General features: G+C 70.4%; 22 protein-coding genes. 14 read left to right on the top strand and 8 right to left on the bottom strand.

Translation table 11 applies throughout. From position 1 onward, the window contains the following. Positions 1–12: 12 nt before the first annotated feature. Together pyrF and FOZ76_RS05445 are read left to right on the top strand one after the other, a co-directional pair. Positions 13–855: an orotidine-5'-phosphate decarboxylase gene (gene pyrF, locus FOZ76_RS05450; protein WP_143947125.1), complete on the top strand. Its 843-nt coding sequence runs from the start codon at positions 13–15 to the stop codon at positions 853–855. Positions 856–908: 53 nt separating this feature from the next. Next, positions 909–1,139, top strand: a complete 231-nt coding sequence (locus FOZ76_RS05445; RefSeq protein ID WP_143947124.1) for a hypothetical protein — start codon at positions 909–911, stop codon at positions 1,137–1,139. Between the two features lie 126 nt (positions 1,140–1,265). On the opposite strand, the gene FOZ76_RS05440 is transcribed toward FOZ76_RS05445, so the two are convergent. From FOZ76_RS05440 to ribBA, 6 genes are all read right to left on the bottom strand, one after another. Then, a complete protein-coding gene (locus FOZ76_RS05440) occupies positions 1,266–1,781 on the bottom strand; it encodes a CinA family protein (RefSeq protein WP_143947123.1) in 516 nt (171 codons plus the stop codon). A gap of 74 nt (positions 1,782–1,855) precedes the next feature. Further along, positions 1,856–2,368: a phosphatidylglycerophosphatase A family protein gene (locus FOZ76_RS05435; RefSeq protein ID WP_143947122.1), complete on the bottom strand. Its 513-nt coding sequence runs from the start codon at positions 2,366–2,368 to the stop codon at positions 1,856–1,858. 40 nt (positions 2,369–2,408) lie between these two features. Next, on the bottom strand, positions 2,409–3,428 hold the full coding sequence (gene thiL, locus FOZ76_RS05430; protein WP_246129306.1) for a thiamine-phosphate kinase: 1,020 nt from the start codon (positions 3,426–3,428) through the stop codon (positions 2,409–2,411). 10 nt (positions 3,429–3,438) lie between these two features. After that, complete coding sequence (gene nusB, locus FOZ76_RS05425; RefSeq protein ID WP_143947120.1) at positions 3,439–3,918, bottom strand: transcription antitermination factor NusB; 480 nt, start codon at positions 3,916–3,918, stop codon at positions 3,439–3,441. Then, on the bottom strand, positions 3,915–4,457 hold the full coding sequence (ribH, locus tag FOZ76_RS05420; RefSeq protein WP_143947119.1) for a 6,7-dimethyl-8-ribityllumazine synthase: 543 nt from the start codon (positions 4,455–4,457) through the stop codon (positions 3,915–3,917). Before ribH ends, nusB begins: the two co-directional genes overlap by 4 nt. Positions 4,458–4,501: 44 nt before the next feature. Next, positions 4,502–5,680, bottom strand: coding sequence for a bifunctional 3,4-dihydroxy-2-butanone-4-phosphate synthase/GTP cyclohydrolase II (gene ribBA, locus FOZ76_RS05415; protein ID WP_143947118.1), 1,179 nt, complete (start codon positions 5,678–5,680; stop codon positions 4,502–4,504). Between the two features lie 211 nt (positions 5,681–5,891). Between ribBA and FOZ76_RS05410 the strand changes: the two genes are divergently transcribed. The 12 genes from FOZ76_RS05410 (at position 5,892) to FOZ76_RS05355 (ending at position 22,630) form a co-directional block, all read left to right on the top strand. Beyond that, the gene (locus tag FOZ76_RS05410) at positions 5,892–6,554 is read left to right on the top strand and encodes a 3-oxoacid CoA-transferase subunit A (RefSeq protein WP_143947117.1); all 663 of its coding nucleotides are present in this window, start codon (positions 5,892–5,894) and stop codon (positions 6,552–6,554) included. Positions 6,555–6,564: 10 nt separating this feature from the next. After that, on the top strand, positions 6,565–7,206 hold the full coding sequence (locus tag FOZ76_RS05405) for a CoA transferase subunit B (protein WP_143947116.1): 642 nt from the start codon (positions 6,565–6,567) through the stop codon (positions 7,204–7,206). Positions 7,207–7,217: 11 nt separating this feature from the next. Next, positions 7,218–8,582, top strand: a complete 1,365-nt coding sequence (locus tag FOZ76_RS05400; RefSeq protein WP_143947115.1) for a lyase family protein — start codon at positions 7,218–7,220, stop codon at positions 8,580–8,582. A 30-nt stretch (positions 8,583–8,612) separates the two neighbouring features. After that, positions 8,613–9,785: a bifunctional 3-oxoadipate enol-lactonase/4-carboxymuconolactone decarboxylase PcaDC gene (pcaDC, locus tag FOZ76_RS05395; protein WP_143947114.1), complete on the top strand. Its 1,173-nt coding sequence runs from the start codon at positions 8,613–8,615 to the stop codon at positions 9,783–9,785. Positions 9,786–9,951: 166 nt separating this feature from the next. Beyond that, a complete protein-coding gene (gene folK / locus FOZ76_RS05390; protein WP_143947113.1) occupies positions 9,952–10,461 on the top strand; it encodes a 2-amino-4-hydroxy-6-hydroxymethyldihydropteridine diphosphokinase in 510 nt (169 codons plus the stop codon). A 191-nt stretch (positions 10,462–10,652) separates the two neighbouring features. Continuing rightward, entirely contained in the window at positions 10,653–11,108 is a 456-nt protein-coding gene (gene bcsD / locus FOZ76_RS05385; protein WP_246129305.1) for a cellulose biosynthesis protein BcsD, read from the top strand. A gap of 41 nt (positions 11,109–11,149) precedes the next feature. Then, a complete protein-coding gene (bcsP, locus tag FOZ76_RS05380) occupies positions 11,150–11,920 on the top strand; it encodes a cellulose biosynthesis protein BcsP (RefSeq protein WP_143947111.1) in 771 nt (256 codons plus the stop codon). Next, the gene (gene bcsQ / locus FOZ76_RS05375; protein ID WP_143947110.1) at positions 11,917–12,678 is read left to right on the top strand and encodes a cellulose biosynthesis protein BcsQ; all 762 of its coding nucleotides are present in this window, start codon (positions 11,917–11,919) and stop codon (positions 12,676–12,678) included. Before bcsP ends, bcsQ begins: the two co-directional genes overlap by 4 nt. Before the next feature lie 10 nt (positions 12,679–12,688). After that, a complete protein-coding gene (gene bcsA, locus FOZ76_RS05370; protein WP_143947109.1) occupies positions 12,689–14,908 on the top strand; it encodes a UDP-forming cellulose synthase catalytic subunit in 2,220 nt (739 codons plus the stop codon). Continuing rightward, positions 14,905–17,247: a cellulose biosynthesis cyclic di-GMP-binding regulatory protein BcsB gene (gene bcsB / locus FOZ76_RS05365; RefSeq protein ID WP_246129304.1), complete on the top strand. Its 2,343-nt coding sequence runs from the start codon at positions 14,905–14,907 to the stop codon at positions 17,245–17,247. Before bcsA ends, bcsB begins: the two co-directional genes overlap by 4 nt. After that, on the top strand, positions 17,244–18,470 hold the full coding sequence (gene bcsZ / locus FOZ76_RS05360; RefSeq protein WP_246129303.1) for a cellulose synthase complex periplasmic endoglucanase BcsZ: 1,227 nt from the start codon (positions 17,244–17,246) through the stop codon (positions 18,468–18,470). Before bcsB ends, bcsZ begins: the two co-directional genes overlap by 4 nt. Then, complete coding sequence (locus FOZ76_RS05355) at positions 18,449–22,630, top strand: cellulose biosynthesis protein BcsC (protein ID WP_246129302.1); 4,182 nt, start codon at positions 18,449–18,451, stop codon at positions 22,628–22,630. Before bcsZ ends, FOZ76_RS05355 begins: the two co-directional genes overlap by 22 nt. Before the next feature lie 7 nt (positions 22,631–22,637). Here FOZ76_RS05355 and FOZ76_RS05350 read toward each other — a convergent pair whose 3' ends face one another. Together FOZ76_RS05350 and htpG are read right to left on the bottom strand one after the other, a co-directional pair. Beyond that, positions 22,638–23,426: a class I SAM-dependent methyltransferase gene (locus FOZ76_RS05350; RefSeq protein WP_143947108.1), complete on the bottom strand. Its 789-nt coding sequence runs from the start codon at positions 23,424–23,426 to the stop codon at positions 22,638–22,640. Continuing rightward, positions 23,426–25,339, bottom strand: a complete 1,914-nt coding sequence (htpG, locus tag FOZ76_RS05345; protein ID WP_143947107.1) for a molecular chaperone HtpG — start codon at positions 25,337–25,339, stop codon at positions 23,426–23,428. The genes FOZ76_RS05350 and htpG overlap by 1 nt, the downstream gene beginning before the upstream one ends. Positions 25,340–25,476: the final 137 nt, after the last annotated feature.

The following is a 25,476-nucleotide window of genomic DNA, read 5'->3' as shown; positions in this document are numbered from 1 at the left end:
TCGGTTCTCTGCATGACCTTTCTCGACAAGCTCGACGCGGCCTGGGCCGCCAGCGGCTCGCTGCTCACCGTGGGGCTGGACCCCGACCTTTCCCGCCTGCCCGCCGAACTCAGGGGCAGGCCGGACGCGGTGCTCGAATTCTGCCGCGAGATCGTCGACGCCACCGCCGCCTACGCCTGCGCGTTCAAGCCGCAGATCGCCTACTTCGCGGCCGAAGGCGCCGAGGAGCAGCTCGAAGCGATCTGCCGCCACATCCGCGAGAAGCATCCCGGCATTCCCATCGTGCTCGACGCCAAGCGCGGGGACATCGGCCCCACCGCCGCGCAATATGCCCGCGAAGCCTTCGAGCGCTACCGCGCCGACGCCGTCACCGTGAATCCGTACATGGGCTACGACTCCGTCGCCCCCTATCTCGACTGGCGCGACCGTGCCGTGTTCGTGCTGTGCCGCACCTCCAACCCGGGCGGCTCCGACCTGCAGTTCCTGACGCTCGAGGGCGAACCCCTGTACCTGCGCGTCGCGCGGCTGACGACCCAGGTCTGGCGCGAGCGCGCGGACGCCCTGGATGGGCAACTGGGCCTGGTGGTGGGTGCAACCTTTCCCGATGAGCTCGCCAAGGTGCGCGCGACGGTGGGCGCCGGCGTGCCCATTCTCGTCCCGGGTGTCGGCGCCCAGGGCGGCAGCGTACCCCTGACGGTGCAGGCGGGGCTGGATACCCGCGGCACCGGCCTGCTCATCAATTCGTCGCGCGCGATTCTCTATGCGCCGGGCGAGGACTGGCGCGCCGCGGCGGCGGCGGCCGCGCGCGATACGCGCGATGCGATCAACGCCGCGCGCATCGGCGCGCCTGCCTGACTTACGACCCGCGCGGAGCCGGCCCACGGCTGCGCGCTCGCAACGGAGCCCGCATGGTCCCGGTCTACCGCCTCAAATCCAGCGCCGAAGCCGCTGTCCTCGCCTCGCTCATGCAAGCCTACGGCGTGCGCCACTACTTCCAGGGAGGCGCGGGCGGCACGCTGTATCCGAACGCCCTCGCCGACGACTTCAACCTGCAGACGCTGATGGTCGACCCGGCGCAGGAAGCGCTGGCGCGGGAGCTGTTGACCGGCTTCCTGGAGGAGGATGGCGCGGACGCCTGAACGTGGGCCCGGGGCGCGCGGCGATCGCTGCGCGAGCGCCAGCCGGAAAGCACGTCCCGTCCGCCGCCGATACGGCCCCCGTGCAGGACAGCCCATCACGCGCCGCGGGCTTTCCCTCGTCACGGCTCACGCCACCATCGCCTGCTCTTCGATTTCGCGGATCAGCCAAGCCAGCGCAAAACCCACCGTCGCCTGGCGCACTTCGGCACGGCTGCCCGGGAACTGGCGCAACTCGGCCTGGGTGTGGGCCAGGCCGCCTTCGCGCCGGCCCAGGGCCAGCCAGACGGTGCCGACGGGCTTGCCCGGCGCTCCCCCGCCGGGGCCGGCGATGCCGCTCACGGCGATGGACCAGTCGGCCGGCAACCGCAGGACAGCGCTCTCGGCCATCTCGCGGACGGTACGCTCGCTGACCGCGCCGTCGCTGGCGAGGGTGTCGGCGCGCACGCCGAGCACGCGCTGCTTGACCTCGTTGCCATAGGTGATGAAACCGCCGTCGAACCAATTGCTGGAGCCGGCGGTCTCGGTGATAGCGCCGGCGATCAGGCCGCCCGTGCAGGACTCGGCGGTGGTGACGGTCTGGCCGCGGGCTACGAGCAGTTCACCCAGGCGTTCGGACGCAGCGAGTATTTCGGATGCAAACATGTTGGATTCCTCTGGCAAGAGGCCGCACGCACGCAGCGCAGGAGCTGCGAGTCCGGCCCCGGGGTCTCATCCCATCAATGAGCGATCCAGACAATGATGGCATAGACCAGCAATGCGTAGCCCGCGGCCAGGATGTCGTCCAGCATGACGCCCAGCCCCCCCTTGACGCGGCGGTCGATCTGCCGGATCGGCGCCGGCTTGACGACATCGAACGCGCGAAACAGTACGAAGGCGAGCGCCTGCGCGAACAAATCGCCGGGCACGAAGGCGAGCACCAGCCAGAAGGCGATGATCTCGTCCCACACCATGCCGCCGTGATCCGGCGCGCCGAGTTCCCGGCCCACGGTGTCGCAGGCCCATACGCCATACGCGAAGCCGAGGATCAGCACCAGCGCGATGCCCCAGGGCGCCAGGTGGCCCACCGCGATCACCCACAGCAGCCAGGCGGCCAGTGTGCCCCAAGTGCCGGGCGCCGGGCGCAGCAGCCCGCTGCCGAAGCCGAACGCCACGATGCGCGCCAGGCGCTGCCTCATCCAGTGCGGCGTGGGCAGGAGGCGTGGGACCGAAGGCGGATGGCGAGGCGGCATGGGGCGAATCGATGGGGTGGAGAAGAAAGAGGAAGAAGGATCAGCGGAAGTGATCGAAGCCCTGCGGCAGGGTCGCGGCATCGAGCAGCTCGCCCTGGGAGCCTCGTACGCCGATGCCGTCGACGGCCGCGTCCATGCGGCCGATGCGCGTGAGCGGCAGATCCAGGCGCCCGGCCATGGCGGCGATCCGCGCGCGCGCGGCCACGGGGGCGGTGAAGCAAAGTTCGTACACATCGCCGCCGCCCAAGGCAGCCTGCCAGGCGGGCCGTTCGCCCAGGGCGGCGAGCGGTTTGGCAAGCGGCAGCGCCGGCGCATCCAGCAGTGCGCCACAGTGGCTGGCCGCGACGACGTGACCGAGATCCTGCAACAGCCCGTCGGACAGGTCGATCGCAGCGTGGGCGACGCCGGCCAGCGCCAGGCCCAGCGCGATCCGGGGCTGCGGCCAATCCAGGCGCGGCCGGGTCTGTTCGAGCAGCCGGCTTGCGGCCTGCGGATCTAAGCCGGCCAGCGCCCGGCCCAGCTCATCGCTGCGCTCGAGGCCCTGCCCCCGCGCCCGCAACAGCAGGCGCAAGGCCACGTCCGCCTCGCCCAAGGTGCCGGAGACCCAGATGTCGTCGCCGTCGCGCGCGGCATCGCGGCGCAGCGCGCGCCGCGCATCCACCCGGCCGAACACGGTGACGCTCAGCGTGATCCCGGTGTCGCTGCGCGTGGTGTCGCCCCCGACCAGCGGGCAGCGCCAGCGCTCGGCAAGACGATGCAGCCCATCGGCGAAGCCGGCGAGCCAGGCCTCGTCCACCGCGGGCAGGCCGAGGCCGAGCACGAAGCCGGCGGGCTCGGCGCCCATCGCGGCCAGATCCGAGAGGTTGACGGCCAGGGCCTTGTGGCCGAGGGCGCGCGGATCGACGTCGGCGAAGAAATGCCGACCTTGCAGCAGCAGGTCGGTGCTGACGGCCCAGGCACCCGGCATGGCGGGCAGCAGCGCGCAGTCGTCGCCCACGCCCAGGATGCCGGCCGGGGCCGGCCGGGTGAAGTGGCGCCGGATGAGATCGAATTCGGACACCGGCGTACGATCAGCGCCGACGCGCCGCCGCGACCTCGGCCTCGCGCACGTCGATGGCGAGCTTGTCGAGCACGCCATTGACGAACTTGAAGCCGTCGGTGCCGCCGAAGGACTTGGCCAGTTCGACGGCTTCGTTGATGACTACCTTGTACGGCACCTCGACCTGGTGCACCAGTTCCAGGCTGGCGATCAGCAGGATCGCGTGCTCGACCGGCGACAGCTCGGACAGCGGACGGTCGACGTGCGGGCTGAAGCGCCGGCGCAGTTCGTCGGCCTCGCGCGTGGCGCCGTAGAGCAGCGTGTGGAAATAATCGGCGTCGGCCTGGAGAAAGCCTTCGCTGTCGCGCATGTGCGCGTCGATGGTGGTGAGATCGGTGAGGTCCTGCCCCCCCTTGACCAGCCATTCGTAGGTGCCTTGCAAGGCGAATTCGCGCGCACGGCGGCGCGCGCTGCGCGCCGTCGGACGCGCGGACCCGGCGGCGTCACTCATTGCAGCCGCCCCTGGTTGCCGTCTTCGTCCTCGTCGTCGAAGACGTCGTCATCGTCGTCTTCGTCTTCCTCGTCGGCTTCCGGCTCGAGCGCGGACAGGAGGTTGGCCATTTCCACCGCGGCACGGGCGCAGTCGCGGCCCTTGGGCTCGGCGCGCGCCTCGGCCTGCTCGTCGGTTTCCGTGGTGAGGATGCCGTTGGCGACCGGGATGCCGGTGGCCTGCGCAACGCGGCCCAACGCGGCGGCGCTCTCGTTGCTGACGACCTCGAAATGATAGGTTTCGCCGCGGATCACCGCGCCCAGCACGATCAGGGCGTCGAATTCCTCGGTTTCCGCAAGCTGCGCAGTGGTCACGCCGGCCTCCAGCGCGCCGGGCACGGTGACGACCATGACGTCGCGCTCGTCCACGCCGAGCTTGCCGAGTTCGTCCAGGCAGGCCTGCAGCTCGGCCAGGCCGATTTCTTCATTGAAGCGGCACCGCACGATGCCGATGTGCAAGCCTTCGCCGTTCAGGTCGGGGGTCAGGGTATAGGGATTCATGAGGGTATCGTCCTGTGCACGTGGGCAGTTGATAGGGTGAGACATCAGTCGGCCGCCGAGGCGGCCGGTCCGGACTCGAAGCCGGTGACGGACAGCGAGAAACCGGTCATGCTCGGCATCCGGCGCGGACGGCCGAGCAGACGCATGCGGTTCACATTCAGATCTTTCAGTATCTGCGCGCCGATGCCGTAGGCGCGCAGGTCCATGCTGGCCGAGCGATCGATGGGCGCAGGAATCGCGCCCGTGCGATCCATCTCGGCCAGGGCGGCAAAGCCTTCGAAGAGCTGGCCGGCGTCGCCGCCGCAATTCAGGAGCACCGCCACGCCGGGGCCGGGCGCCTCGGCGATGGCGGCGAGCGCGGCCGGCAGGCTCCAGCTATGCGCGCTCACGCGGGTCTCGAGCAGATCGAGCAGCGAGGTCGGTTCGTGCACGCGCACCAGGGTTTCCGTCTCGGGCGCGATCTCGCCCTTGACCAGCGCCAGGTGCGGCGCACCGCTCGGCGCATCGCGATAGGCGATCGCCCTGAAGCAGCCATAGGCGGTGCGCATCTCGCGTTCGCCGAGCCGCTCGAGCATGGACTCGGTCTCGCTGCGGTACTGGATCAGGTCGACGATGGTGCCGATCTTCAACTGGTGGCGTTGCGCGAAGCCCATGAGATCGGGCAGGCGCGCCATCGTGCCGTCCTCGTTGAGGATCTCGCAGATCACCGCGGCGGGGGTCAGCCCGGCCAGCGCTGCCAGGTCGCAGCCTGCCTCGGTATGGCCGGCGCGCATCAGCACGCCGCCGGGCACGGCCTGGATCGGAAAGACGTGGCCGGGCTGGACGATGTCGGCCGGCGTGGCCTCGCGCGCGACCGCGGTGCGGATGGTGTAAGCCCGGTCGGCGGCCGAGATGCCGGTGCTCACGCCCTCGGCCGCTTCGATGGAGGCGGTGAAATTGGTGCCGTAGCGCGTGCCGTTGGCGCTGACCATGGGCGCCAGGCCGAGCTGGCGGCAGCGCTCCTGCGTGAGCGTCAGGCACACCAGGCCGCGCGCGTGCGTGACCATGAAATTGATCGCCTGCGGGGTCACGAATTCGGCGGCCATGACCAGATCGCCCTCGTTCTCGCGATCCTCTTCGTCGACCAGGATCACCATGCGCCCGGCGCGCAGCTCGGCGATGATCTCGGTGACCGGCGCGATCGCGCCACTGGCTGGGGTAGAGGCGGACGCGACCGCGGACATGAACAGGCTCCGGCAAATGGACAAACCCGGTGGGCGCACAGCGCCACCGGGCGAAAACCCGCGTAGTTTACCGCTGTTTGAGCGCCGTACCCCCACATGCGGCGCGCGCATGGAATATCATCATGAGTTCCCCGTGGCGCTTCTTTGGAGCGCTGCGCGCCGCGATACCCGGACGGTATGCGCGACTCAGCACAGGAACGAGACACTCCCTATGGTCAACAAGATATTCGAATCGGTCGCCGCCACGCTGGCCGACGTCAAGGACGGCTCCACCGTCCTCATCGGCGGCTTCGGCAATGCCGGCATGCCCCACGCCCTGGTCGACGGGCTCATCGAGCAAGGTGCGCGCGATCTGGTGGTCGTCTCCAACAACGCCGGCAACGGCGAGACCGGCATCGCCGCCCTGCTCAAGGCCGGCCGCGTGCGCAAGGTGGTCTGCTCGTTCCCGCGCCAGGCCGATTCGTACGTCTTCGACGAACTCTATCGCGCCGGCAAGGTCGAGCTCGAACTCGTGCCGCAAGGCAACCTGGCCGAACGCATCCGCGCCGCGGGCGCGGGCGTGGGCGCTTTCTTCACGCCCACCGGCTACGGCACCCGGCTCGCCGAAGGCAAGGAAACGCGCGAGATCAACGGGCGCAACTACGTGCTCGAATACCCGATCTACGGCGACGTCGCGCTCATCGGCGCGCTGCGCGGCGACCGCTGGGGCAACCTCACCTACCGCATGACCGCGCGCAACTTCGGCCCCATCATGGCCAGCGCCGCCAAGGTCGCCGTCGCCCAGGTCAACGAGATCGTCGAGCTCGGCGAACTCGACCCGGAAGCCGTGGTGACGCCCGGCATCTTCGTGCAACGCGTCGTCAAGGTCGCCTAAGGAGTCCGCCATGCAAAAACTCGATCGCAACCAGATGGCCGCCCGCGTCGCCCGCGACATTCCCGACGGCGCCTACGTGAACCTGGGCATCGGCCTGCCCACCCTGGTCGCCAACCACCTGCCGGCCGACCGCGAGATCATCCTGCACACCGAGAACGGCCTGCTCGGCATGGGGCCCGCGCCCGAGAAGGGCAAGGAAGACTGGGATCTCATCAACGCCGGCAAGCAACCCGTCACCGCCCTGCCCGGCGCCTCGTTCTTTCACCACGCCGATTCGTTCGCGATGATGCGCGGCGGCCACCTGGACATCTGCGTGCTCGGCGCGTTCCAGGTGTCGGCCACCGGTGATCTCGCCAACTGGCACACCGGCGCGCCGGACGCCATCCCCGCCGTCGGCGGCGCCATGGACCTCGCGATCGGCGCGCGCCAAGTGTTCGTGATGATGGAACACCTCACCAAGCAGGGCGTGAGCAAGATCGTCGAAGCCTGCACCTACCCGCTCACCGGCGTGGGCTGCGTGAGCCGGGTCTACACCGACCTCGCCGTGCTCGACATCACGCCCGAGGGCGTGCGCGTGGTCGAGCACATCCCCGACCTCAGCTTCGACGAACTGCAGAAGCTGACCGGCATCACGCTGCTGCCGGCCGCCTGAGGACGCCGCGCATGGATGCCCTGAACGCGGCCTGCAGCACGGCGCGCATGCGCGCCCTCTGGAGCGACGACGCCATCCTGCGCGCCATGCTGGCGTTCGAGGCCGAGCTTGCGCTGGCCCAGGCCGACTGCGGGGTCATCCCGGCGCAAGCCGCCCAGGCCGTCGCCCAGGCCTGCGCCGGGCTGCGGCTGGATGCGCTGGCCTTGGCCACCGATGCCCGCCGCGCCGGCACACTGGCCATCCCGCTCGCCAAGGCCCTGAAGGCCGCAGTGAACGAGCACGCACCCGGCCTCGGACACCTCGCGCATCATGGCAGCACCAGCCAGGACGTGGCCGACACGGCGCTGGTGCTCGTATGCCAACGCGCCGCGCGCGTGCTGCTCGCCGAGGTCCGCGCCCTGGGCGAGGCCTGGGCCGGGCTGGTGCGCGCGCATGCGGCCACGCCCCTGCTCGCGCGCACGCTGCTGCAGCCCGCCGCGCCCGTCAGCTTCGGCTGGAAGGCCGCGGGCTGGCTGGATGCGCTGACACGCAGCGCCCGGGCCTTGCAGCACGCGGCCGACGAGGCCGCCACCCTGCAGTTCGGCGGCGCCAACGGCACGCTGCTGCTGCACGGGGAACAGGGCGCAGCCGTCAGCCGGCGCCTGGCCGAGCGGCTGGGCCTGGCGGCGCCCGCGATCAGTTGGCACGGCGCACGCGACCGCCTGGCGCGCCTGGCGGCCGAGCTCGCCATCCTCTGCGGCATGCTCGGCAAGTTCGGCCGCGATGTCTCGCTGCTCATGCAGGCCGAGGTGGCCGAGGCCTTCGAGCCCAGCGGCGAAGGCCGAGGCGGCTCGTCGGCGATGCCGCACAAGCGCAATCCGGTGGCCGCCATGCACATGCTCGACGCCGCCTACCGCGCGCCGGCGCTGGCGCAGACGCTCGCGGGCGAACTGCCTGCCGAACACGAACGCGGCCTGGGTTCCTGGCCCAACGCCCTGCCCACCCTCGATACGCTGTTCAATCTCGCCGCGAACGCGCTGGACGCCGCCCGCGAGACGGCCGAGGGCCTGCGCGTGGACGCCGCGGCCATGCAGCGCAACATCGACCGCATGCACGGCGTGGTGTATTCCGAGCCGCTCGGCAGCGTGCTCGGCCAGGCCCTGGGAGCCTCCGCCGCGAGCAAGCTCGTCGCCGAGGCCAGCCAGGCCGCGCTGGAACAGCAGCGCCACATCCGCGACATTCTGGCCGAGCATCCGCAGGCCGCCGCCCATGGCGATGCGATCGCTCGCGTCTTCGACACCGAACACCTGCTGGCGGGCGCGCGCCCGATGTGCGAGGCCGTGCTGGCCGCCTGGGCGGCGCTCGCCCCCGGCCTGCCCGCCACGCACGAGGCCTAGTCCGCCGCCGCCCAACGAACGGAGTACTGCATGCCCCACACACTGAGTCACGACGCCCGGATCTACTGGCGCACCGATGGCGACCCCAAGCTGCCGGCGCTGGTGCTCGGCAATTCCATCGGCACCGACTTCTCGCTCTGGGATACCCTGCTGCCGCGCCTGCTGCGCCACTTCTACGTGCTGCGCTACGACATGCGCGGCCATGGCGCCTCGGACGCCCCGCCGGGCGAGTACACCCTGGAGCAGCTCGCCGACGACGCCCAGGCGGTGATCGCCGCGGCCGGGATCGAGCAGTACGACTTCTGCGGGATCTCGCTGGGCGGCATGGTCGGCATGGCCCTGGCCGCGCGCCAGCCGGCCGGGCTGCGCCGCCTGGTGCTGTGCAACACCACCGCCAGGTTCCCGGACCGGGCCATGTGGGCTGCGCGCATCGACACCGTGCTGAAGAACGGCATGGGCGCGATCGCCGAAGCCGGGCTGGCGCGCTTCTTTTCGCCGGAGTTCCTGCGCACCAACGACATGTCGGTACAACGCGTGCGCAACACCCTGCTCGGCATCGACCCGGTGGGCTACGCCGGCTGCTGCGCCGCCATCCGCGACATGGACCTGCAGCCGCTGCTGGCCAAAATCGCGGCGCCGACCCTGGTCGTCACCGGCGAATTCGATCAATCCACGCCGCCGGCCGTCGGCGCGGCGCTGGCCGAGCAGATCGCCGGCAGCCGCCGTGTCAACCTGCGCTGCGCGCACATCCCCTGCGTGGAAGCGCCCACCGCCTATGGCGACACCCTGATCGAGTTCCTCGCGCCCCCGGAGATGCAGACCGAGCAGCAGCGCTACGAAGCCGGCCTCGGGCGGCGCAAGGCGGTCCTGGGCGACGCCCACGTCGAGCGCAGCCTGAGCCATGCGACGAGCTTCAACCGCGGCTACCAGGAACTCATCACCCGCTACGCCTGGGGCCAGCTCTGGACCTCCAGCCGCTTCACCGATCTGCAGCGCCGCCTGATCGTGCTCGCCATCACCGCCACCGCGGCGCGCTGGGAAGAGTACGAGCTGCACGTGGGTGCCGCGCTGCGCGCCGGGGTCGAGCCCGAAACCCTGCAGGAACTGCTCTACCAGATCGCCATCTATACCGGCGTACCGGCCGCCAACACCGGCTTCAAGCTGGCCGGCGATCTGATCCGCGAACACCAGCAGGCCGATTGACGCGATGAGCGCCGCCGCCCGGCCGCCCGAAGGGGGCGCTCCCTCCCGCGGGGAGGTGGTCGCGCAGCGACCGGAGGGTACACCAGTGAGCGCCTCCGCCCGGCCGCCCGAAGGGGGCGCTCCCTCCCGTGGGGAGGTGGTCGCGCAGCGACCGGAGGGCACATCAATGAGCGCCTCCGCCCGGCCGGCCGGCGTGATCGCCTACATCGGCATCGGCGCCAACCTGGGCGACGCGCGCGCTACGGTGCGCGCCGCGATCGCCGAGATCGGCCGGGTGCCGGGCGTGACGGACCTGCAGGCCGCCTCGCTTTACCGCACCGCGCCGGTCGAGTCCTCCGGCCCCGACTACGTCAATACGGCCGTGCGCGTGCGCACCACGCTGACGCCCCTGGCGCTGCTGCGTGCCCTGCAGGCGATCGAGCAGGCCCATGGACGCGAGCGGCCCTATCGCAACGCCCCCCGCACCCTGGACCTGGACGTGCTGCTGCACGGCGACGCCGTGATCGATACGCCCGAACTGCGGGTGCCGCACCCGCGCATGCTCGAACGGGCCTTCGTACTCGCACCGCTGGCCGAGCTCGCGCCGTCCTTGACCGTCGCCGGCGTGTCTATACGAGCGGCGCTGGCCGGCAACCCTCAGCGGATTCGACGCGAAGATCAACAAAGTCTTACGTGACTTTGGTTTTCGTAACGCCGCGCCGACAATCGCCTCTGCCGTCGCAGGTACGAACTGTTGTATGTGTGCGGCCAACACGTTTCGAGACATATACGGATACACCGCTCGACCTATAATCGTTTTTGGTCCCGGGCAAGCAGACTGTCGGCGCCGTCGACGGGCCATCGGGCGCAATCACGAAAAGGATGATCGTGGAGCAGGCAATCGAGGAATACCTGGCGCAGCGCCAAGGTTCGCGGCAATGGCGGTTCTTTCTGTCGGCGCTGGCCGAGGAATTCGCGACCCAACTGCGTGAGCCCGATCTGCGCGCCATGATGCAGCGCATCGGCACGCGCTTCGCCAGCGCCCATCCTCTGCCCGCTGCACGCACCATCGCCGACGCCAGCCAGGCGATGAGCGCGTGCTGGGACGCACAAGGCTGGGGCTGGGTCGACCTCGAAGAACACGCAGACCATCTGCTGATCCGCCACTACTGCTCGCCGCTGCGCGCCGCCTTCGGCCAGGAACATCTGCATTGGACGCCGGCGTTCCTGGAAGGCGCCTATCAGCAATGGTTCCAGGCGCTGGGCTCGGGCAGCGCGCTGCGCGTGCAGCAAAGCAGCCAGGCCGATGGGTTCGGGTGCGTGGAGTTCCGTCTGGCCCAATGACCGGGCGGATCGAACACGCGTATTCATTCGGAGGGCGCACCATGCCAAGCTCGGACGACATCAACAATCTCTTTGCCCGCTTCGGCGGGCGCCCCGAGAACTATCACGAGATCGAGCGGGCGGACGAGGCCCGCGAATCCGAGTCGCGCTGGCCGCTGCTGTCCGCCTTGAACAGCCGCGGGGCGCGGCCCGCCGCGAGCGGCGCACAGCAGCGCACCGAGCCCAGCCTCGGCCTGCCCCCGACGATGTCCGACCCGACGCGCGCCGAGGCCGTGCAGGCTGCTGCGGCGGCGCCCGCGGCCGTCCCGGCCACGCCGGGGCGCTGGCCCGACGGGCCGGCCGCCCGGGCCAGCGCCCCGGCGGCACAGGCCAGCGCCGCCGCAGCCCCGGCCGCAACGGAACCGGACTCGCGCTTTCAATTCATCGCACCGCGCCCGCGCGGCGGGGCGCACCCCGGGCATGTCAGGCCGTCCCCGCCGGACACGCTCGCCGAGGCGGCACGCCTTGCGGTGGCAACCCCGGTGCCTGCGCAACCGTTCATGCCGTTCGGCGCGAGCGTGCCCGCCGGCCCCGGCGGGGCGCCGGCCGCGCCTCACGCCGAATCTGCCGTCGCCCAGCGGGCGCCCGCCCCGGCCGACACCCCGTTCGCAGCGTTTCGCAGCGCGCCGCCGACGCCGCCGGCTGCCGAGCCGCCCGCGGGCAGCGCCGGCCAAGGCTCGCTTGCCGGCGTGTTCCAGCGGCTGTCGCAACCGTCGAACCATCCGCCCGAGCCCGAGCCGCGCGGCATCTTCCAGCGCCTGGTGAACCGTTGAGAGTCCTCGCCATCGTGTCGGCCAAGGGCGGGGTCGGCAAGACGACTGTCTGCGCCAATCTGTGCACCGCGCTGCGCATGCAGAACGAATGGGTCATCGGTATCGACATGGACCCGCAGAACGCGCTGCGCTTTCACCTGGGCCTGAACGTGGACGAGGTGCACGGCTCGGCGCCCGCCGCGCTGGCGGGCACTGCGCTGCGCGAGGCCTGCTTCCAGGCGCGACTGGGGGTGTATGTGCTGCCCTACGGCGACATCGACGAAGGCGCGCGTGCGCAGTTCGAGGACATGCTCGAACGCGACCCGCTGTGGCTGCGGCATGCGCTGCAGGCGCTGGCGCTGCCGCCGCAGGCCTGGGTGCTCATCGACACCCCGCCGGGGCCGTCGGTGTACATCCGCCAGGCGCTCGCCGCGGCCGACGTGGCGGTGGTGACGACCCTCGCCGACGCCGCTTCCTACGCGACCCTGCCCCTCATCGAACGCCTGATCGCCACCTACTCCGAAAGCCGGCCCGGCTTTCTCGGCACGGTGTTCGTCGTGAACCAGGCCAACCAGGCGCGCCAGCTCGCCCGGGACGTCGCGCAGGTCATGCAGGCACAGCTCGGCGATCGCCTGATCGGCCTGGTCCACCAGGACCAGGCCGTAGGCGAGGCGCTGGCCTCCAGCCAGAGCGTGCTCGAATACGACCCGCATTCGCAGAGCACGCGCGACTTCAATCTGGTCGCGCGCTGGCTGCGGGACCATCTGCATACTTCCTGAGCAGCACGCCATGGCGAACACCCCCATCGACAAGCCTGCCGACGGCGCCTCGCGATTCGACGCCGCGCGCCTGGCCGGGCGGATCATCGACTGGCCGGCCTGGAATCATCCGGTGTTCCGCTGGATCATGGCCCTGCTGGCCGGCCTCTTTCTCGCGGCGGTGGTGATCACGCCGCTCGAACTCACCGAGCAGGCGATCTTCGCCGGCGTGACCTTCGTGTGCGCGCTGCTGCTGCGCCGGGTCGACGGGCGGCTGGCCACCATCCTGATGATCCTGCTCTCGGTGACGGCCTCGCTGCGCTACATGTACTGGCGCCTGACCTCCACGCTGGGCTTCGAGACCTGGGCCGACAACCTCTTCGGCTACGGGCTGCTGTTCGCCGAACTCTATGCGCTCGCCGTGCTGCTGCTGGGCTACATGCAGACCATCTGGCCGCTGCGCCGTCCGCCCGCGCCCATGCCGGGCGACCCGGCGAGCTGGCCGACGGTGGACGTCTTCATCCCGACCTACAACGAACCGCTGCACGTGGTGAAGCAGACGGTCTATTCGGCCATGACCATGGACTGGCCGCGCGAGAAGCTCAAGGTCTACCTGCTCGACGACGGCCGGCGCTCGGAATTCCGCGAGTTCGCCCAGCAGGTCGGCTGCGGCTACATCACGCGCGAGGACAACGCGCACGCCAAGGCGGGCAACCTCAACCACGCGCTCAAGCTCACCGACAGCGAATACGTCGCGATCTTCGATTGCGACCACATCCCGACGCGCTCCTTCCTGCAGATCTGCATGGGCTGGTTCATCGCCGATCCCAAGCTCGCCATGCTGCAGACGCCGCACTTCTTCTTCTCGCCCGACCCGTTCGAGAAGAACCTGCAGACCTTTCGCGCGGTGCCCAACGAAGGCGAGCTGTTCTACGGCCTGGTGCAGGACGGCAACGACCTCTGGAACGCGACGTTTTTCTGCGGCTCGGCCGCGGTGATGCGGCGCACGTCCCTGGAAGCGGTGGGCGGCATCGCCGTCGAGACCGTGACCGAGGACGCGCATACCGCGCTGAAGATGAACCGGGCCGGCTACAACACCGCCTACCTGGCGCTGCCGCAGTCGGCCGGGCTGGCCACCGAGAGCCTGGCCGGGCACGTCGGGCAGCGCATCCGCTGGGCGCGCGGCATGGCGCAGATCTGCCGGCTCGACAACCCGATCTTCGGGCCCGGGCTCAAGCTGGCGCAGCGGCTGTGCTATCTCAACGCCATGCTGCACTTCTTCTATGGTCTGCCGCGCCTCTTGTTCCTGACCGCGCCGCTGGCCTATCTGCTCATGGGCGCCCATGTGTTCCAGGCGACCGCGCTCACCATCGCGGCATACGCCCTGCCTCACCTCCTGCACGCCAACGTCACGAACTCGCGCATCCAGGGCAAGTTCCGCCATTCGTTCTGGAACGAGGTGTACGAGTCGGTACTGGCCTGGTACATCGTGCGGCCGGTGACGCTGGCCTTCCTGAACCCCAAGCTCGGCAAGTTCAACGTGACGGCCAAGGGCGGCGTGGTCGACCACGCCTATTTCGACTGGCGCCTGGCCCAGCCCTACATCGTCCTGCTCGGCCTGAACCTGCTGGGCTTTGCCGTGGGGGTGTTCCAGCTCGCCTTCGGCGAGCTGGGCGAAGGCGTGGCCACCACCATCCTCATCAACCTCGCCTGGACGGTCTACAACATCATCATCAGCAGCGCGAGCGTGGCGGTGGCAAGCGAGACCCGCCAGGTGCGCGGCGATCCGCGCGTCGCAGCCCAGCTACCGGCGACACTGCTGCTGCCCTCGGGCCGCTCGATCGTCTGCCACACGACGGACTTCTCGCAGAACGGGGTCGGCCTGATGCTGCCGCCCGGCGTAGAGATCGCACGCGGCGAGACCCTCGAGGTCGCGCTGTTCCGCGACCGCTCCGAAGCCATCCTGCCGGCGACCGTCGCGTTCACGGGCGGCGGCCGCGCCGGCCTGCATTTCCACGATCTCACCATCGACCAGGAGATCGCGCTGGCCCAGGTCACGTTCGCGCGCGCCGACAACTGGGCCAACACCTGGGGCCAGGGCGCGCGCGACACGCCGCTGCGCGCCCTGCGCGACGTCACCCGCATCGGGGCCTACGGATTCGTGTTCCTTTTTCGCCAGATCTTCGGGATAGCGCGCACCCGCGTCCGGAATCTGCCCTCCGCCACCCTGAAGAAGACCAAGCAGACATGATGGTTTCGTCCCGCTATGCCATGCAGCGCCCGCGGCGCCCGCGCCGAGCCTCCACGCTGGCGGCGGCCTGCGCCCTGGCCATCGGGCTCCTGGGTACGGCCCAGGCAGCACAGCCGGGTGCGACGGGCGACGGCATGGCCAGGACCGGCGGCCCCGTCCAGGGCGGCGGCACCGACCTGCTCAGCTACGAGATGGACTTCCGCGAGCTGGGCGCGCTCTATCCGCTGCAGTTGCGCGGCGTGGACGCACGCAACGGCGTGGCCTTCAGCGTGCGCGCCGACCGCGTGGTCACCGGCGGGCAACTGCGGCTGCTCTACTCCTATTCGCCCGCGCTGATTCCCGCGCTCTCGCAGATCAACGTGATGGTGAACGAAGAGGTCGCCGCGAGCCTGCCGACGCCCAAGGAGGATGCAGGCAAGCCGCTCGAAGCCGTGATCGACATCCCGGGGCGCCTCATCACCGACTTCAACCGCCTGAACATCCAGCTCATCGGCCACTACACGCTCGAGTGCGAAGACCCGATGCACACCAGCCTCTGGGCCAACGTGAGCAACCAGAGCCAGCTCACGGTGCACACACAGCCGATCGCGCTGCGCAACGATCTCGCGCTGCTGCCGCTGCCCTTCTTCGACCGGCGCGACGTGCGCCGGCTGGAGCTGCCCTTCGTATTCGACGGCGCGCCCTCGAACGAAGTGCTGGAAGCGGCCGGCGTGGTCTCGTCCTGGTTCGGCGCGCTGGCCGAATACCGGGGTGCCTCGTTCCCCGTGCGCCAGGGCGGCGCGCCCGGCCAGGGCAACGCAGTCGTGTTCAGCCTGGGCGGCGCTCGGGCCGGCGCCGCCGCCAACGGGCCGACCGTGTCCGTGCGCACCAATCCCAACGATCCCTACGGCAAGCTGCTGGTGATTTCCGGGCGCAACGCGGACGAACTCAAGGCCGCCGCGCAGGCGCTGGCCCTGGGCAATACGGCGCTCTCCGGCGACACCGCCACCATCACCCGGCTCGACGAAGTCCTCCCGCGCAAGCCGTACGACGCGCCGAACTGGCTGCGCAGCGACCGCCCCGTCGAGTTCGGCGAACTCGCGCCGGTCGATGGCATGACGGTCGCGGGCTATACGCCCGATCTCGTGCGCGTCCCGCTGCGCCTGCCGCCCGATCTCTTCGCGTGGCGCGAAAAAGGCATTCCCATCGACCTGAAGTACCGCTATTCGCCGCCCTTTGAGCCCGACCGCTCGGCGCTCAACATCGCGATCGGCGAGCAGTTCGTGCGCGCCATCCCGCTGCTGCCGCGCGACGGCACCAAGCTGCAGGACGGCGAAGTGCGCAGGTTCATCGCCAGGCTGATGCCCGACGGCATGGCCGAGGGCGCGGAAAAGCTGCACCTGCCACTGCACATGCTGCCGCCGCAATCGCAACTGCAGTTGCACTTTCAGTACGCCACGCCGGGCAGCGACTGCCTGGTCACGCCGCCCGACAACGTGCGCAGCAGCATCCTGCCCGAATCGACCATCGACATCTCGGGGCTCAAGCACTTCATCGCCATGCCGGATCTGGCGGCGTTCGGCAACGCCGGCTTTCCGTTCACGCGCATGGCCGACCTCTCCGAATCGGCGATCGTCATGCCCGAGAACGCCGGCGAGGCCGACATCAGCGCCTTCCTCACCTTGATGGGCCGTTTCGGCGCCGTGACGGGTTATCCGGCCACCGGCGCGCGCGTGATCCAGGCGCAGAGCGTGGACCAGGTCGCCGCTCGCGACCTGCTGGTGCTCGCGAGCGGAGGCAACCAGCCGCTGCTCGAGACCTGGCGCAGCGCCGCCGGCTACGCGCGCGACGGCGACGAGCGCAGCTTCAGCCTGTCCGACCTCGTCTACCGCACCGTGCCCTGGCTCGCGCCCGACCAGTACAACCGGCGCGAAGCGGGCCGCCTGCAACTGGCCGTGCGCAGCAACGCGACCGACGCCGTGCTGTCCGGCTTCGAATCGCCGCTCGCCAAGGGCCGCAGCGTGGTCGCGATCTCCAGCAACGCGCCGCAGGGGCTGCAGGCGGCGAGCGCCTTGCTGGCCGATGCGCAGTCCGACATGCTCAGCCGCATCCAGGGCAGCCTGGTGGTGTTGCGCGGCGAGCAGGTGGACAGCCTGGCCGCCGAGCAGACGTACTACGTCGGCAAGCTCGACCCGATCACCTACGTGCGCTGGTACCTGTCGACCCGGCCGCTGCTGCTGGTCGGCATGGGCCTGCTCGCGGCCGCCGTGCTGGCGGTGCTGCTCTATCTCGCCCTGCGCGCCCGCGCACGGCGCCGCCTGGCGCTGACGCCTTCCGTCCGGAAGGACAGCGGCTCATGATGCCAGCGCGCGGGCCTCGCCTGCTCGCACGGCTGGCCGGCCTGGTCTGCGTGGCCGGCCTGTGCGCGACGGCCCAGGGCCAGGCCGTGCCTGCGCATGCGGGCGCGGCCTGCGTCACCGACGGCTGGCCGCTGTGGCGCGATTTCACCCGGCTCTTCCTGCAGGAAGACGGCCGGGTCGTCGATCCCACCGTCCCGCAGATGCACAGCACGTCCGAGAGCCAGTCGTATGCGATGTTCTTCGCGCTCGTGGCCAACGATCGCGCGAGCTTCGCGCGGATCTGGCACTGGAGCGTGGACAACCTGCTCGGGGGCGACGCCACGGCGCGGCTGCCCGCCTGGCGCTGGGGCAAGCGCGAGGACGGCGGCTGGGGCCCGCTCGATACCAACGCCGCCTCCGACGCCGATCTGTGGTTCGCCTACGCCCTGCTCGAAGCCGCCAGGCTGTGGCGCGCCCCCGACTACGAACGTCAGGGGCGGGCGCTGCTCGATCGGATCGCCCAGGAGGAGGTGGCCGACCTGCCCGGGCTGGGCGACATGCTGCTGCCCGGGCCGCAGGGTTTCGCGCTCGAGCAGGGCGTGTGGCGCCTGAACCCGAGCTATCAGCCCTTGCCGGTGCTGCGCCTGCTCGCCAACCGCAACCCCTCGGGCCCGTGGAGCGCCATCGCCGAGGCAAACGTGCGCATGCTCGAAGAAACCACACCGCATGGCTACGCCGCCGATTGGGTCGCGTATCAGGCCAACGGCAAGGGCGGCGGCGAGTTCATCGTCGATCCGGCCCAGGGGGCCGTCGGCAGCTACGACGCCATCCGCACCTATCTGTGGGCCGGCATGACGCCGCCGAGCGACCCACTGGCCTCGCCCACGCTCGCGCGCCTGGGCGGCATGGCGCAGGCGCTGCAGGACGCCGAGCTGCCGCCCGAGACGGTGGACACCCGGACCGGCCAAACCGAGGGCACGCGCGGCTTCGGCTTCTCTGCCGCGCTGCTGCCCTATCTGCAGGCACTGCGCGCCCCAGCCGAACGCGTGGCGGCCATGCGACAGGAAGTCGACGGCCAGCTCGCCCGGCACGACGCTCCCCTGCCCGACGGGCAGCAAGCACCGTACTATGACTACATGCTGAGCCTGTTCGGGCTCGGCTACATGGATCAACACTATCGGTTCCTTGCCTCGGGAGCCCTACAGACACGCTGGGAGAAGACATGTCGCGCGCCCCAAGGCTGATGGCCGCCCTGCTGGCCATCGCCCTGAATCAGGTCGCGGTCGCCGCACAGGAAGATCCGCTCCAACTCCTGATCGAACAGGGCAAGTACTGGCAGAGCCGGGGCGACTACCAGCGCGCCACCGAGGCGTGGGAGAAGCTCCTGCGTGCCGACCCGGGCCAGCCCGATGCGCTGTACGGCATGGCCATGGCCGCGGCGGCAGGCAACCGGCAGGCCGAGGCGCAACGCTACCTGGCCCAGTTGCGCCAGGCGGCGCCGCAAAGCCCTTACGTCGGCCAGATCGAACAGGCGCTGGCCCTGGACCGCCCCGGTGCCGCCGGCGTCCTCGAAGAGGCGCGGCAAGCCGCCCAGGCCGGGCAGCCCGAGCAGGCCATCGCCCGCTACGACCAGGCCCTCGCCGGCGCCGCGCCGCAGGGCCAGCTCGGCCTGGAGTACTACCAGACGCTGGGCGCCACCGACGAAGGCTGGGAGCGCGGGCGCCGCGGTCTGGAACAGCTCGTCCGGCAGAACCCGGACAATGCCCAGATGCGGCTCGCCCTCGCGCAACTGCTGTCGTATCGCGAAGCCACGCGCACACAGGCGGTCGAACAACTGGCCGAACTCGCCCAGCGCCCCGACGTGGGCGCAGCGGCCCGGCAGAGCTGGCGCCAGGCGATCCTGTGGCTGGGCGAGACGCCGGAGCCGCGCTTCGCGCCCATGCTGCAGACCTATGTGCGGGCCAACCCGGACGACGCCGAGATCAAGCAGCGCCTGGCGCGCGCCCAGCAGTCCTCGCCTACCACCGCCAGCGCAGGCCGCGCCGCTGCGCCCGCCAATCCGCTGACCGCGCGGGCCCGCGCGGCTTTCGATACGCTGGACGCCGGGCGCATCGACGTGGCCGAGCGCGAGTTCGAGGACATGCTGCGCGCGGCGCCGACCAACGCCGACGCGCTCGGCGGGCTGGGCGTGGTGCGCCTGCGCCAGCAGCGCTTCGTCGAATCGCGCGACCTGCTGCAGCGCGCGACCCGGCAGGGTTCGGCCGCCCGCTGGCGGCAGGCACTCAACAGCGCCACCTACTGGGCCAACCTCAACGACGCCAACACCGCGCGCAACGCCGGCAATCTCGCCCAGGCGCGCAAGCTGCTCGCCGATGCGGTGCGCCTGGACCCGGCCGAGCCCACCGGGCAGAACGCGCTGGCGGCCGTGCAGGCCGAGAGCGGCCAGCTCGGCGCCGCCGAAAAAACCTATCGGCAAGTGCTCGCGCGCCAACCCGGCAACGTGGACGCGATCCGCGGCCTGGTCGGCGTGCTCTCGCAGGGGGGCGACAGCCAGGAAGCCCTGCAGCTCATCGGCCGTCTCACGCCCGAACAGCAGGCGCAGGTCGGCGACCTCGGCCGCCTGCGCGCGGCCGAGGCCACCGGCCGCGCGCGCGCCGCGAGTGCCCGCGGCGACGACGCGGCTGCCGCCACGGCCTTGCAGGACGCCTTGCTCAGCGACCCTACCAACGCCTGGATACGCCTGGACCTGGCCCGCCTCTACCTGAAGGTCGGCGCCCTACAGGAAGCCCGCGGCGTGGTCGACGGCCTGCTGCAGTCCAACCCGGACATGCCTGACGCCCTTTACGCAAGCGCCCTGCTCTCGGCCGAGACCCAGGACTGGAACGGTGCGCTCGCGCGCCTGGACCGCATCCCGCAGCAGGAGCGCACCACCGAAATGGGCGAGCTGCAGCGGCGCGCCTGGGTGCACGCCCAGACCGCCTATGCCGGCGGCATCGCCAAACAGGGGCAGAAGCAGCAGGCGCTGGCCGTGCTGGCCCAGGTTGCCCCCTACGCCGAGAACGACACCGAACTGCTCGGCGCACTGGCCTCGGCGTATGCCGAGGCGGGCGACAGCAACCGCGCGCTGGGCATGATGCGCCAGTTGCTGGCACGCGGCGCCAAACCCGATCCCGGGCTGCAACTGCAGTACGCCGGCATCCTGCTCGCCACCGGGCAGGACGTCGAACTGGCCGGCGTGCTGCGCCAGTTGCAGAGCGCCGAACTCGAGCGCCGGCAGCTCGATACCTACGAGGACATCCGGCGGGTCTACATCGTACGCCAGGCCGACGCGCTGCGTCAGCGCGGGCAGTTGGCGGACGCCTACGACATGCTGGCGCCGGCGCTGGCCGAGCGGCCGGACGATGCCGCCGCCGTGGGTGCGCTCGCGCGCCTGTACGCGGATTCCGGCGACGCGCGACAGGCGCTGGACATCTACAAGCAGTTGCTGCAGCATCGCCCGGACGACACCGAGGCGCTGGCAGGCGCGGCCGACATGGCCGCCCAGGCGGGCGACTATCGCTACGCCCAGGCAAGCGTGGAGCGAGCGCTCGCCGGCGAACCCAACAACCCCGAGCTGCTGTCCACGGCGGCCCGCATCTATCGCGCACAGGGGCGCAACAGCAAGGCGGAGGAAGTGCTCAAGCGCGCCATCGCCCTGCAGGCGCCCACGCGCACGGTGGCCTACGCGCCCGGGGGCGTGAGCACCACGCCGGCCAACGGCAACCCGTTCCGCAACCGCTCGCCCAGCGCGCAGGCGCCCGCGCCGTACGCGGCCTATGCGGCCTCGCAGACACCGGCGGGCGGCTACGTCGCCCAGCCCTACATCCCGGCCCCCGTCACCGGTAACGTCCTGCCCCAGCAGGCCGGCGCGCCCTACTACGCGCCGCCGGGCGGCGTGCCCGGCCAATGGACGCAAGGCGCGCCGGCCGGTTACGCCGGCCAGCCGGCCTACCCGCAGCAATCGGCGCCCTACCCGGCGGCCCAGGCTCCGGCACCCTACTATGCGCCGCCGCAGCAGCCCTATGCGCCGGCGCCGTATCCCGCCGCGCCCTATCCGGGCCAGCCGCAACCCGGTTATCCTGCCAATCCCTGGGTTCCAGGGCCAGGCGGCAGCCTGCCCGGGCAGGCCGCGGCGAACGCGCCGCAGACCCTGCAGCAGCAGCTCGCCGACGTCCAGGCCGATCGCAGCGGCGACATCGCCATGGGCGCCAACGTACGCGCGCGCGACGGCGAAGGCGGCATGAGCCAGGTCACCGACATTCAAGTGCCGCTCGAAGCGCGCCTGCCCGTGGGCGACGGCAAGTTCGCCCTGCGCGTGACGCCGACCTCGCTCAGCACCGACGGCATGGGCACCGACTTCAACACCCACAGCCGCTTCGGCGGCGGGCCCAGCGCCGCGCTCGCCCAGCAGAGCGGCAGCGTGGGCGGGCCCGGCAGCCAGGATGCCAGCGGCGTCGGCGTGGCCGTGGCCTATCAGGGCCGCAACCTGAGCGCCGACATCGGCTCCACGCCGCTCGGCTTTCGCGAGACCAACGTGGTCGGCGGCGTGCGCGCTGCGGGCAAGCTGGGCGACTCCAACGTCGACTACGCGGTCTCGCTGTCGCGGCGCGCAGTCACCGACAGCATCCTCTCGTTCGCGGGCGCGCGCGATGCGCGCACCGGCCAGACCTGGGGCGGCGTGACCGCCACCGGCGGCCGCGTGCAGCTCGGCATGGACGGCGACGACTACGGCATCTACGGCTACGGGGGCTTTCACCACCTGGGTGGCAGGAACGTCGCGAGCAACCGGCGCGTCGAAGGCGGCTTCGGCGTCTATGCCAAGCTCATCAACGAGATGGACCGTGAACTGACCGCGGGGCTCAACTTCACAGGCTTCTCCTACGACAAGAACCTGCGCTATTTCACGTATGGCCACGGCGGCTACTTCAGCCCGCAGCGCTTCTTCTCGGTGAGCCTGCCCGTGAACTGGACGCAGCGCTCGGGCCGGCTGAGCTACTACGTGCGCGGTGCGCTGGGCATCCAGAACTTCCGCGAGGATTCCGCGCTGTACTTCCCGACCGACGGCGGGCTGCAAAGCTCCGCCCAGGCCGCCATGGCGGCCGCCAACGCGGCCGGCCTGACCACCAACAGCCAGGCCATCTATGCGGGCCAGACCAAGACCGGGCTGGGCTACAACCTGGCGGCCGCGGCCGAGTACCAGCTCGCACCGCAGCTCTACCTGGGCGGCTCGCTGGCGCTGGACAACGCGCGAGACTACGAGCAGTACGCCGGCGGCGTCTACCTGCGCTACCTCTTCGTACCGTCCACGCGCACGATGCCCATGCCGGTCACGCCGTTCGGCTCACCCTACGAAGGCAACAACTGAGGCCGGCTCAGAAACGCAACAGGGCGTCGCCCTTGGCGCGCCCGGCGCCGGCCTCGCGCACCAGGGTGCGCGCCCAACGGCGCGCCGGCAGCTTGTACTCGCCTTCCACCGTCTCGGCACGCGCCAGCAGCTCGGCCACCGTCACCTCCAGCACGGGCCCGGTGAAGGCCAGCGCCACCCGGTTGCCCGCGTCGATCTCCGGCAGCACCACCACCCGGCCGTCGAAAGCCTGGTCCAGGTTGGTGATGTTGCGCGGAAAGCTCTCGTGCGCGCCGAACAGGTTGACGGTGAGCACGCCGACCTCGCCGAGCACACGGCGGCAATCGGCGTAGAACGCGACCGAATCGCGCACCGGGCCCTGCGCCTGCCAGTCGTACAGATCGACCATGAGCGCCGGGCAGGTGCCGTGATGGGCCGGGTCGGCCACCCAGTCGGCCGCATCGGCGATATCCACCTGCAGCCGACGCCCGTCCGCAGGCAGGCGAAAGAACATGCGGCACACGCTGGCCACCTGCGCGTTCCACTCCACGGCCCGCACCCGGCTGGGCGTGTGCTTCAGGCAGTAGCGGGCGAGCGAGCCCGCCCCCAGCCCGAGCGTGCCGATGGCCTGCGGCGCCTTGGGCGGCGCAAGGAACAGCAGCCACGCCATCATCTGGCGCGTGTATTCGAGCACCAGCTTGGCCGGGTCCGCGACGGCCATCGCACCCTGCACCCATTCGGAGCCGAAATGCAGGTAGCGCACGCCGTTGGAATCCGACAGCAGCGGCGCATCCTGCTCCGAAGGCCCGGCCGGCATCAGGCCTGGCCGCCGAGCAGCAAAGCGTTCATGCGCTTGACGAAGGCCGCCGGGTCGTCCAGTGCGGCCCCCTCGGCGAGCAGCGCCTGATCGAGCAGCAGCTCGCTCCAGTCGGCGAAGCTCGCCTCGTCCGCGGCCTCGATGCGCTTGACCAGCGCATGCTCCGGATTGATCTCCAGGATCGGCTTGCTCTCGGGCGCCTGCTGGCCCGCCGCCTTGAGCAGGCGCTGCAGGTTCTGGCCGAGGTCATGCTCGTCGGCCACCACGCAGGCGGGTGAATCGACCAGGCGGAAGGTCACGCGCACGTCCTTCACGCGGCCTTCGAGCGCCGTCTTCAGGCGCTCGACCAGCGGCTTGACCGACTCGGCCACCTCGGCCTGCTGCTTCTTCTCTTGCTCGTCGGCCATGCCGCCCAGGTCCAGGCTGCCCTTGGCCACCGAGACGAGCTGCTTGCCGTCGAATTCGCGCAGGTAGCTCAGCATCCACTCGTCGACCCGGTCGGTCAGCAGCAGCACTTCCACACCCTTCTTGCGAAAGACCTCCAGGTGCGGGCTGTTGGCGGCGGTCGCGAAGGTTTCGGCCGTCACGTAGTAGATCTTGTCCTGCCCTTCCTTCATGCGCGAGACGTAGTCCGCCAGCGACACCGTCTGCTCGTCCGTGCCGGTGTGCGTGGAGGCAAAGCGCAGCAGCTTGGCAATGCGCTCGAGGTTCGTCGCATCCTCGCCCGTGCCCTCCTTCAGCACCTGGCCGAAGGCGCTCCAGAAGGTTGCATAGTCGTCCTTGCGGTTCTCGGCCAGGTCTTCCAGCAGCGACAGGATGCGCTTGGTCGAACCCTCGCGGATGGCGCGCACGTCGCGGCTCTCCTGCAGGATCTCGCGCGAAACGTTCAGCGGCAGGTCGGCCGAGTCGATCACCCCGCGCACGAAGCGCAGATAGGCCGGCAGCAACTGCTCGGCGTCATCCATGATGAAGACACGCTTCACATAGAGCTTCACGCCGCGCTTGCCGTTGCGGTCCCACAGATCGAACGGCGCATGCTTCGGCACGTACAGCAACTGGGTGTACTCGCTGCGCCCTTCCACCCGGTTGTGCGTCCAGGCGAGCGGATCGTCGAAATCGTGCGAGACGTGCTTGTAGAACTCGCGGTACTGCTCGTCCGTGATCTCGTTCTTGGCCCGCGTCCACAGCGCGCTCGCCTGGTTGACGGTCTCTTCCTCGTCGCGCTGCACCTGCTCGCCCTTGTCCGCGTCCCACTCTTCCTTCTTCATGCGGATGGGCAGCGAGATGTGGTCGGAGTAGCGGCGCAGGATCTCGCGCAGGCGCCAGCCCGAGAGGAAATCGTCCTCGCCCTCGCGCAGCGTCAGGATCACGTCGGTGCCGCGCGTCGCCTTCTCCGTCTGGGCGATGGTGAACTCGCCGTCGCCCGATGACTCCCAGCGCACCGCCTCGCCCGCCGGCGCTCCGGCGCGCCGGCTCAGCACCGTCACCTTGCTCGCCACGATGAAGGAGGCATAGAAGCCCACGCCGAACTGGCCGATGAGCTGCGCGTCGGCCTGTTGGTCGCCGGTCAGGCGCGAGAAGAACTCGCGGGTGCCCGAGCGCGCGATCGTGCCGAGGTTGGCGATCGCGTCCTCGCGCGTCAGGCCGATGCCGTTGTCGGACACCGTGATCGTGCGCGCCGCCTTGTCGTAGCTCACGTGGATGGCAAGCTCGCCGCCGCCCTCGAGCAGCGCCGGATTGTCGATGGCCTCGAAGCGCAGCTTGTCGCAGGCATCCGACGCGTTCGACACCAGCTCGCGCAGGAAGATCTCCTTGTTGCTGTAGAGCGAGTGGATCATCAGATGCAGCAGTTGCTTCACCTCGGCCTGAAAGCCCAGGGTTTCGGAAGCCGCGGTCGTCGATTCTTGAGTCATCTCGTTAGGGAACATCGGTAAGGGTTGACCCACGCCGGCCGCGCAACGCGCGCCGGCACGCAGAAGTGTCGTCGTCTATGGGGTCGGGGATCGCCGGTTTCAAGGGGCGGGCGCAGACTTCGCGCCGCCAGCGCACA

The organism is Verticiella sediminum, from assembly GCF_007558815.1.
Classification (GTDB): Bacteria; Pseudomonadota; Gammaproteobacteria; order Burkholderiales; family Burkholderiaceae_B; genus Verticiella; species Verticiella sediminum.
This window is presented reverse-complemented; position numbering and strand designations above follow the sequence as displayed.

Excerpts from the sequence above, each read along its gene's own strand:
- bcsA (WP_143947109.1), top strand. The coding sequence starts at position 12,689 with ATGGCGAACACCCCCATCGACAAGCCTGCCGACGGCGCCTCGCGATTC.
- ribBA (WP_143947118.1), bottom strand. The coding sequence starts at position 5,680 with ATGTCCGCGGTCGCGTCCGCCTCTACCCCAGCCAGTGGCGCGATCGCG.
- FOZ76_RS05355 (WP_246129302.1), top strand. The coding sequence starts at position 18,449 with ATGTCGCGCGCCCCAAGGCTGATGGCCGCCCTGCTGGCCATCGCCCTG.
- htpG (WP_143947107.1), bottom strand. The coding sequence starts at position 25,339 with ATGACTCAAGAATCGACGACCGCGGCTTCCGAAACCCTGGGCTTTCAG.
- FOZ76_RS05435 (WP_143947122.1), bottom strand. The coding sequence starts at position 2,368 with ATGCCGCCTCGCCATCCGCCTTCGGTCCCACGCCTCCTGCCCACGCCG.
- bcsZ (WP_246129303.1), top strand. The coding sequence starts at position 17,244 with ATGATGCCAGCGCGCGGGCCTCGCCTGCTCGCACGGCTGGCCGGCCTG.
- nusB (WP_143947120.1), bottom strand. The coding sequence starts at position 3,918 with ATGAGTGACGCCGCCGGGTCCGCGCGTCCGACGGCGCGCAGCGCGCGC.
- pcaDC (WP_143947114.1), top strand. The coding sequence starts at position 8,613 with ATGCCCCACACACTGAGTCACGACGCCCGGATCTACTGGCGCACCGAT.
- ribH (WP_143947119.1), bottom strand. The coding sequence starts at position 4,457 with ATGAATCCCTATACCCTGACCCCCGACCTGAACGGCGAAGGCTTGCAC.
- FOZ76_RS05445 (WP_143947124.1), top strand. The coding sequence starts at position 909 with ATGGTCCCGGTCTACCGCCTCAAATCCAGCGCCGAAGCCGCTGTCCTC.
- bcsP (WP_143947111.1), top strand. The coding sequence starts at position 11,150 with ATGCCAAGCTCGGACGACATCAACAATCTCTTTGCCCGCTTCGGCGGG.
- FOZ76_RS05410 (WP_143947117.1), top strand. The coding sequence starts at position 5,892 with ATGGTCAACAAGATATTCGAATCGGTCGCCGCCACGCTGGCCGACGTC.
- folK (WP_143947113.1), top strand. The coding sequence starts at position 9,952 with ATGAGCGCCTCCGCCCGGCCGGCCGGCGTGATCGCCTACATCGGCATC.
- FOZ76_RS05440 (WP_143947123.1), bottom strand. The coding sequence starts at position 1,781 with ATGTTTGCATCCGAAATACTCGCTGCGTCCGAACGCCTGGGTGAACTG.
- FOZ76_RS05405 (WP_143947116.1), top strand. The coding sequence starts at position 6,565 with ATGCAAAAACTCGATCGCAACCAGATGGCCGCCCGCGTCGCCCGCGAC.
- pyrF (WP_143947125.1), top strand. The coding sequence starts at position 13 with ATGACCTTTCTCGACAAGCTCGACGCGGCCTGGGCCGCCAGCGGCTCG.
- FOZ76_RS05350 (WP_143947108.1), bottom strand. The coding sequence starts at position 23,426 with ATGCCGGCCGGGCCTTCGGAGCAGGATGCGCCGCTGCTGTCGGATTCC.
- FOZ76_RS05400 (WP_143947115.1), top strand. The coding sequence starts at position 7,218 with ATGGATGCCCTGAACGCGGCCTGCAGCACGGCGCGCATGCGCGCCCTC.
- bcsB (WP_246129304.1), top strand. The coding sequence starts at position 14,905 with ATGATGGTTTCGTCCCGCTATGCCATGCAGCGCCCGCGGCGCCCGCGC.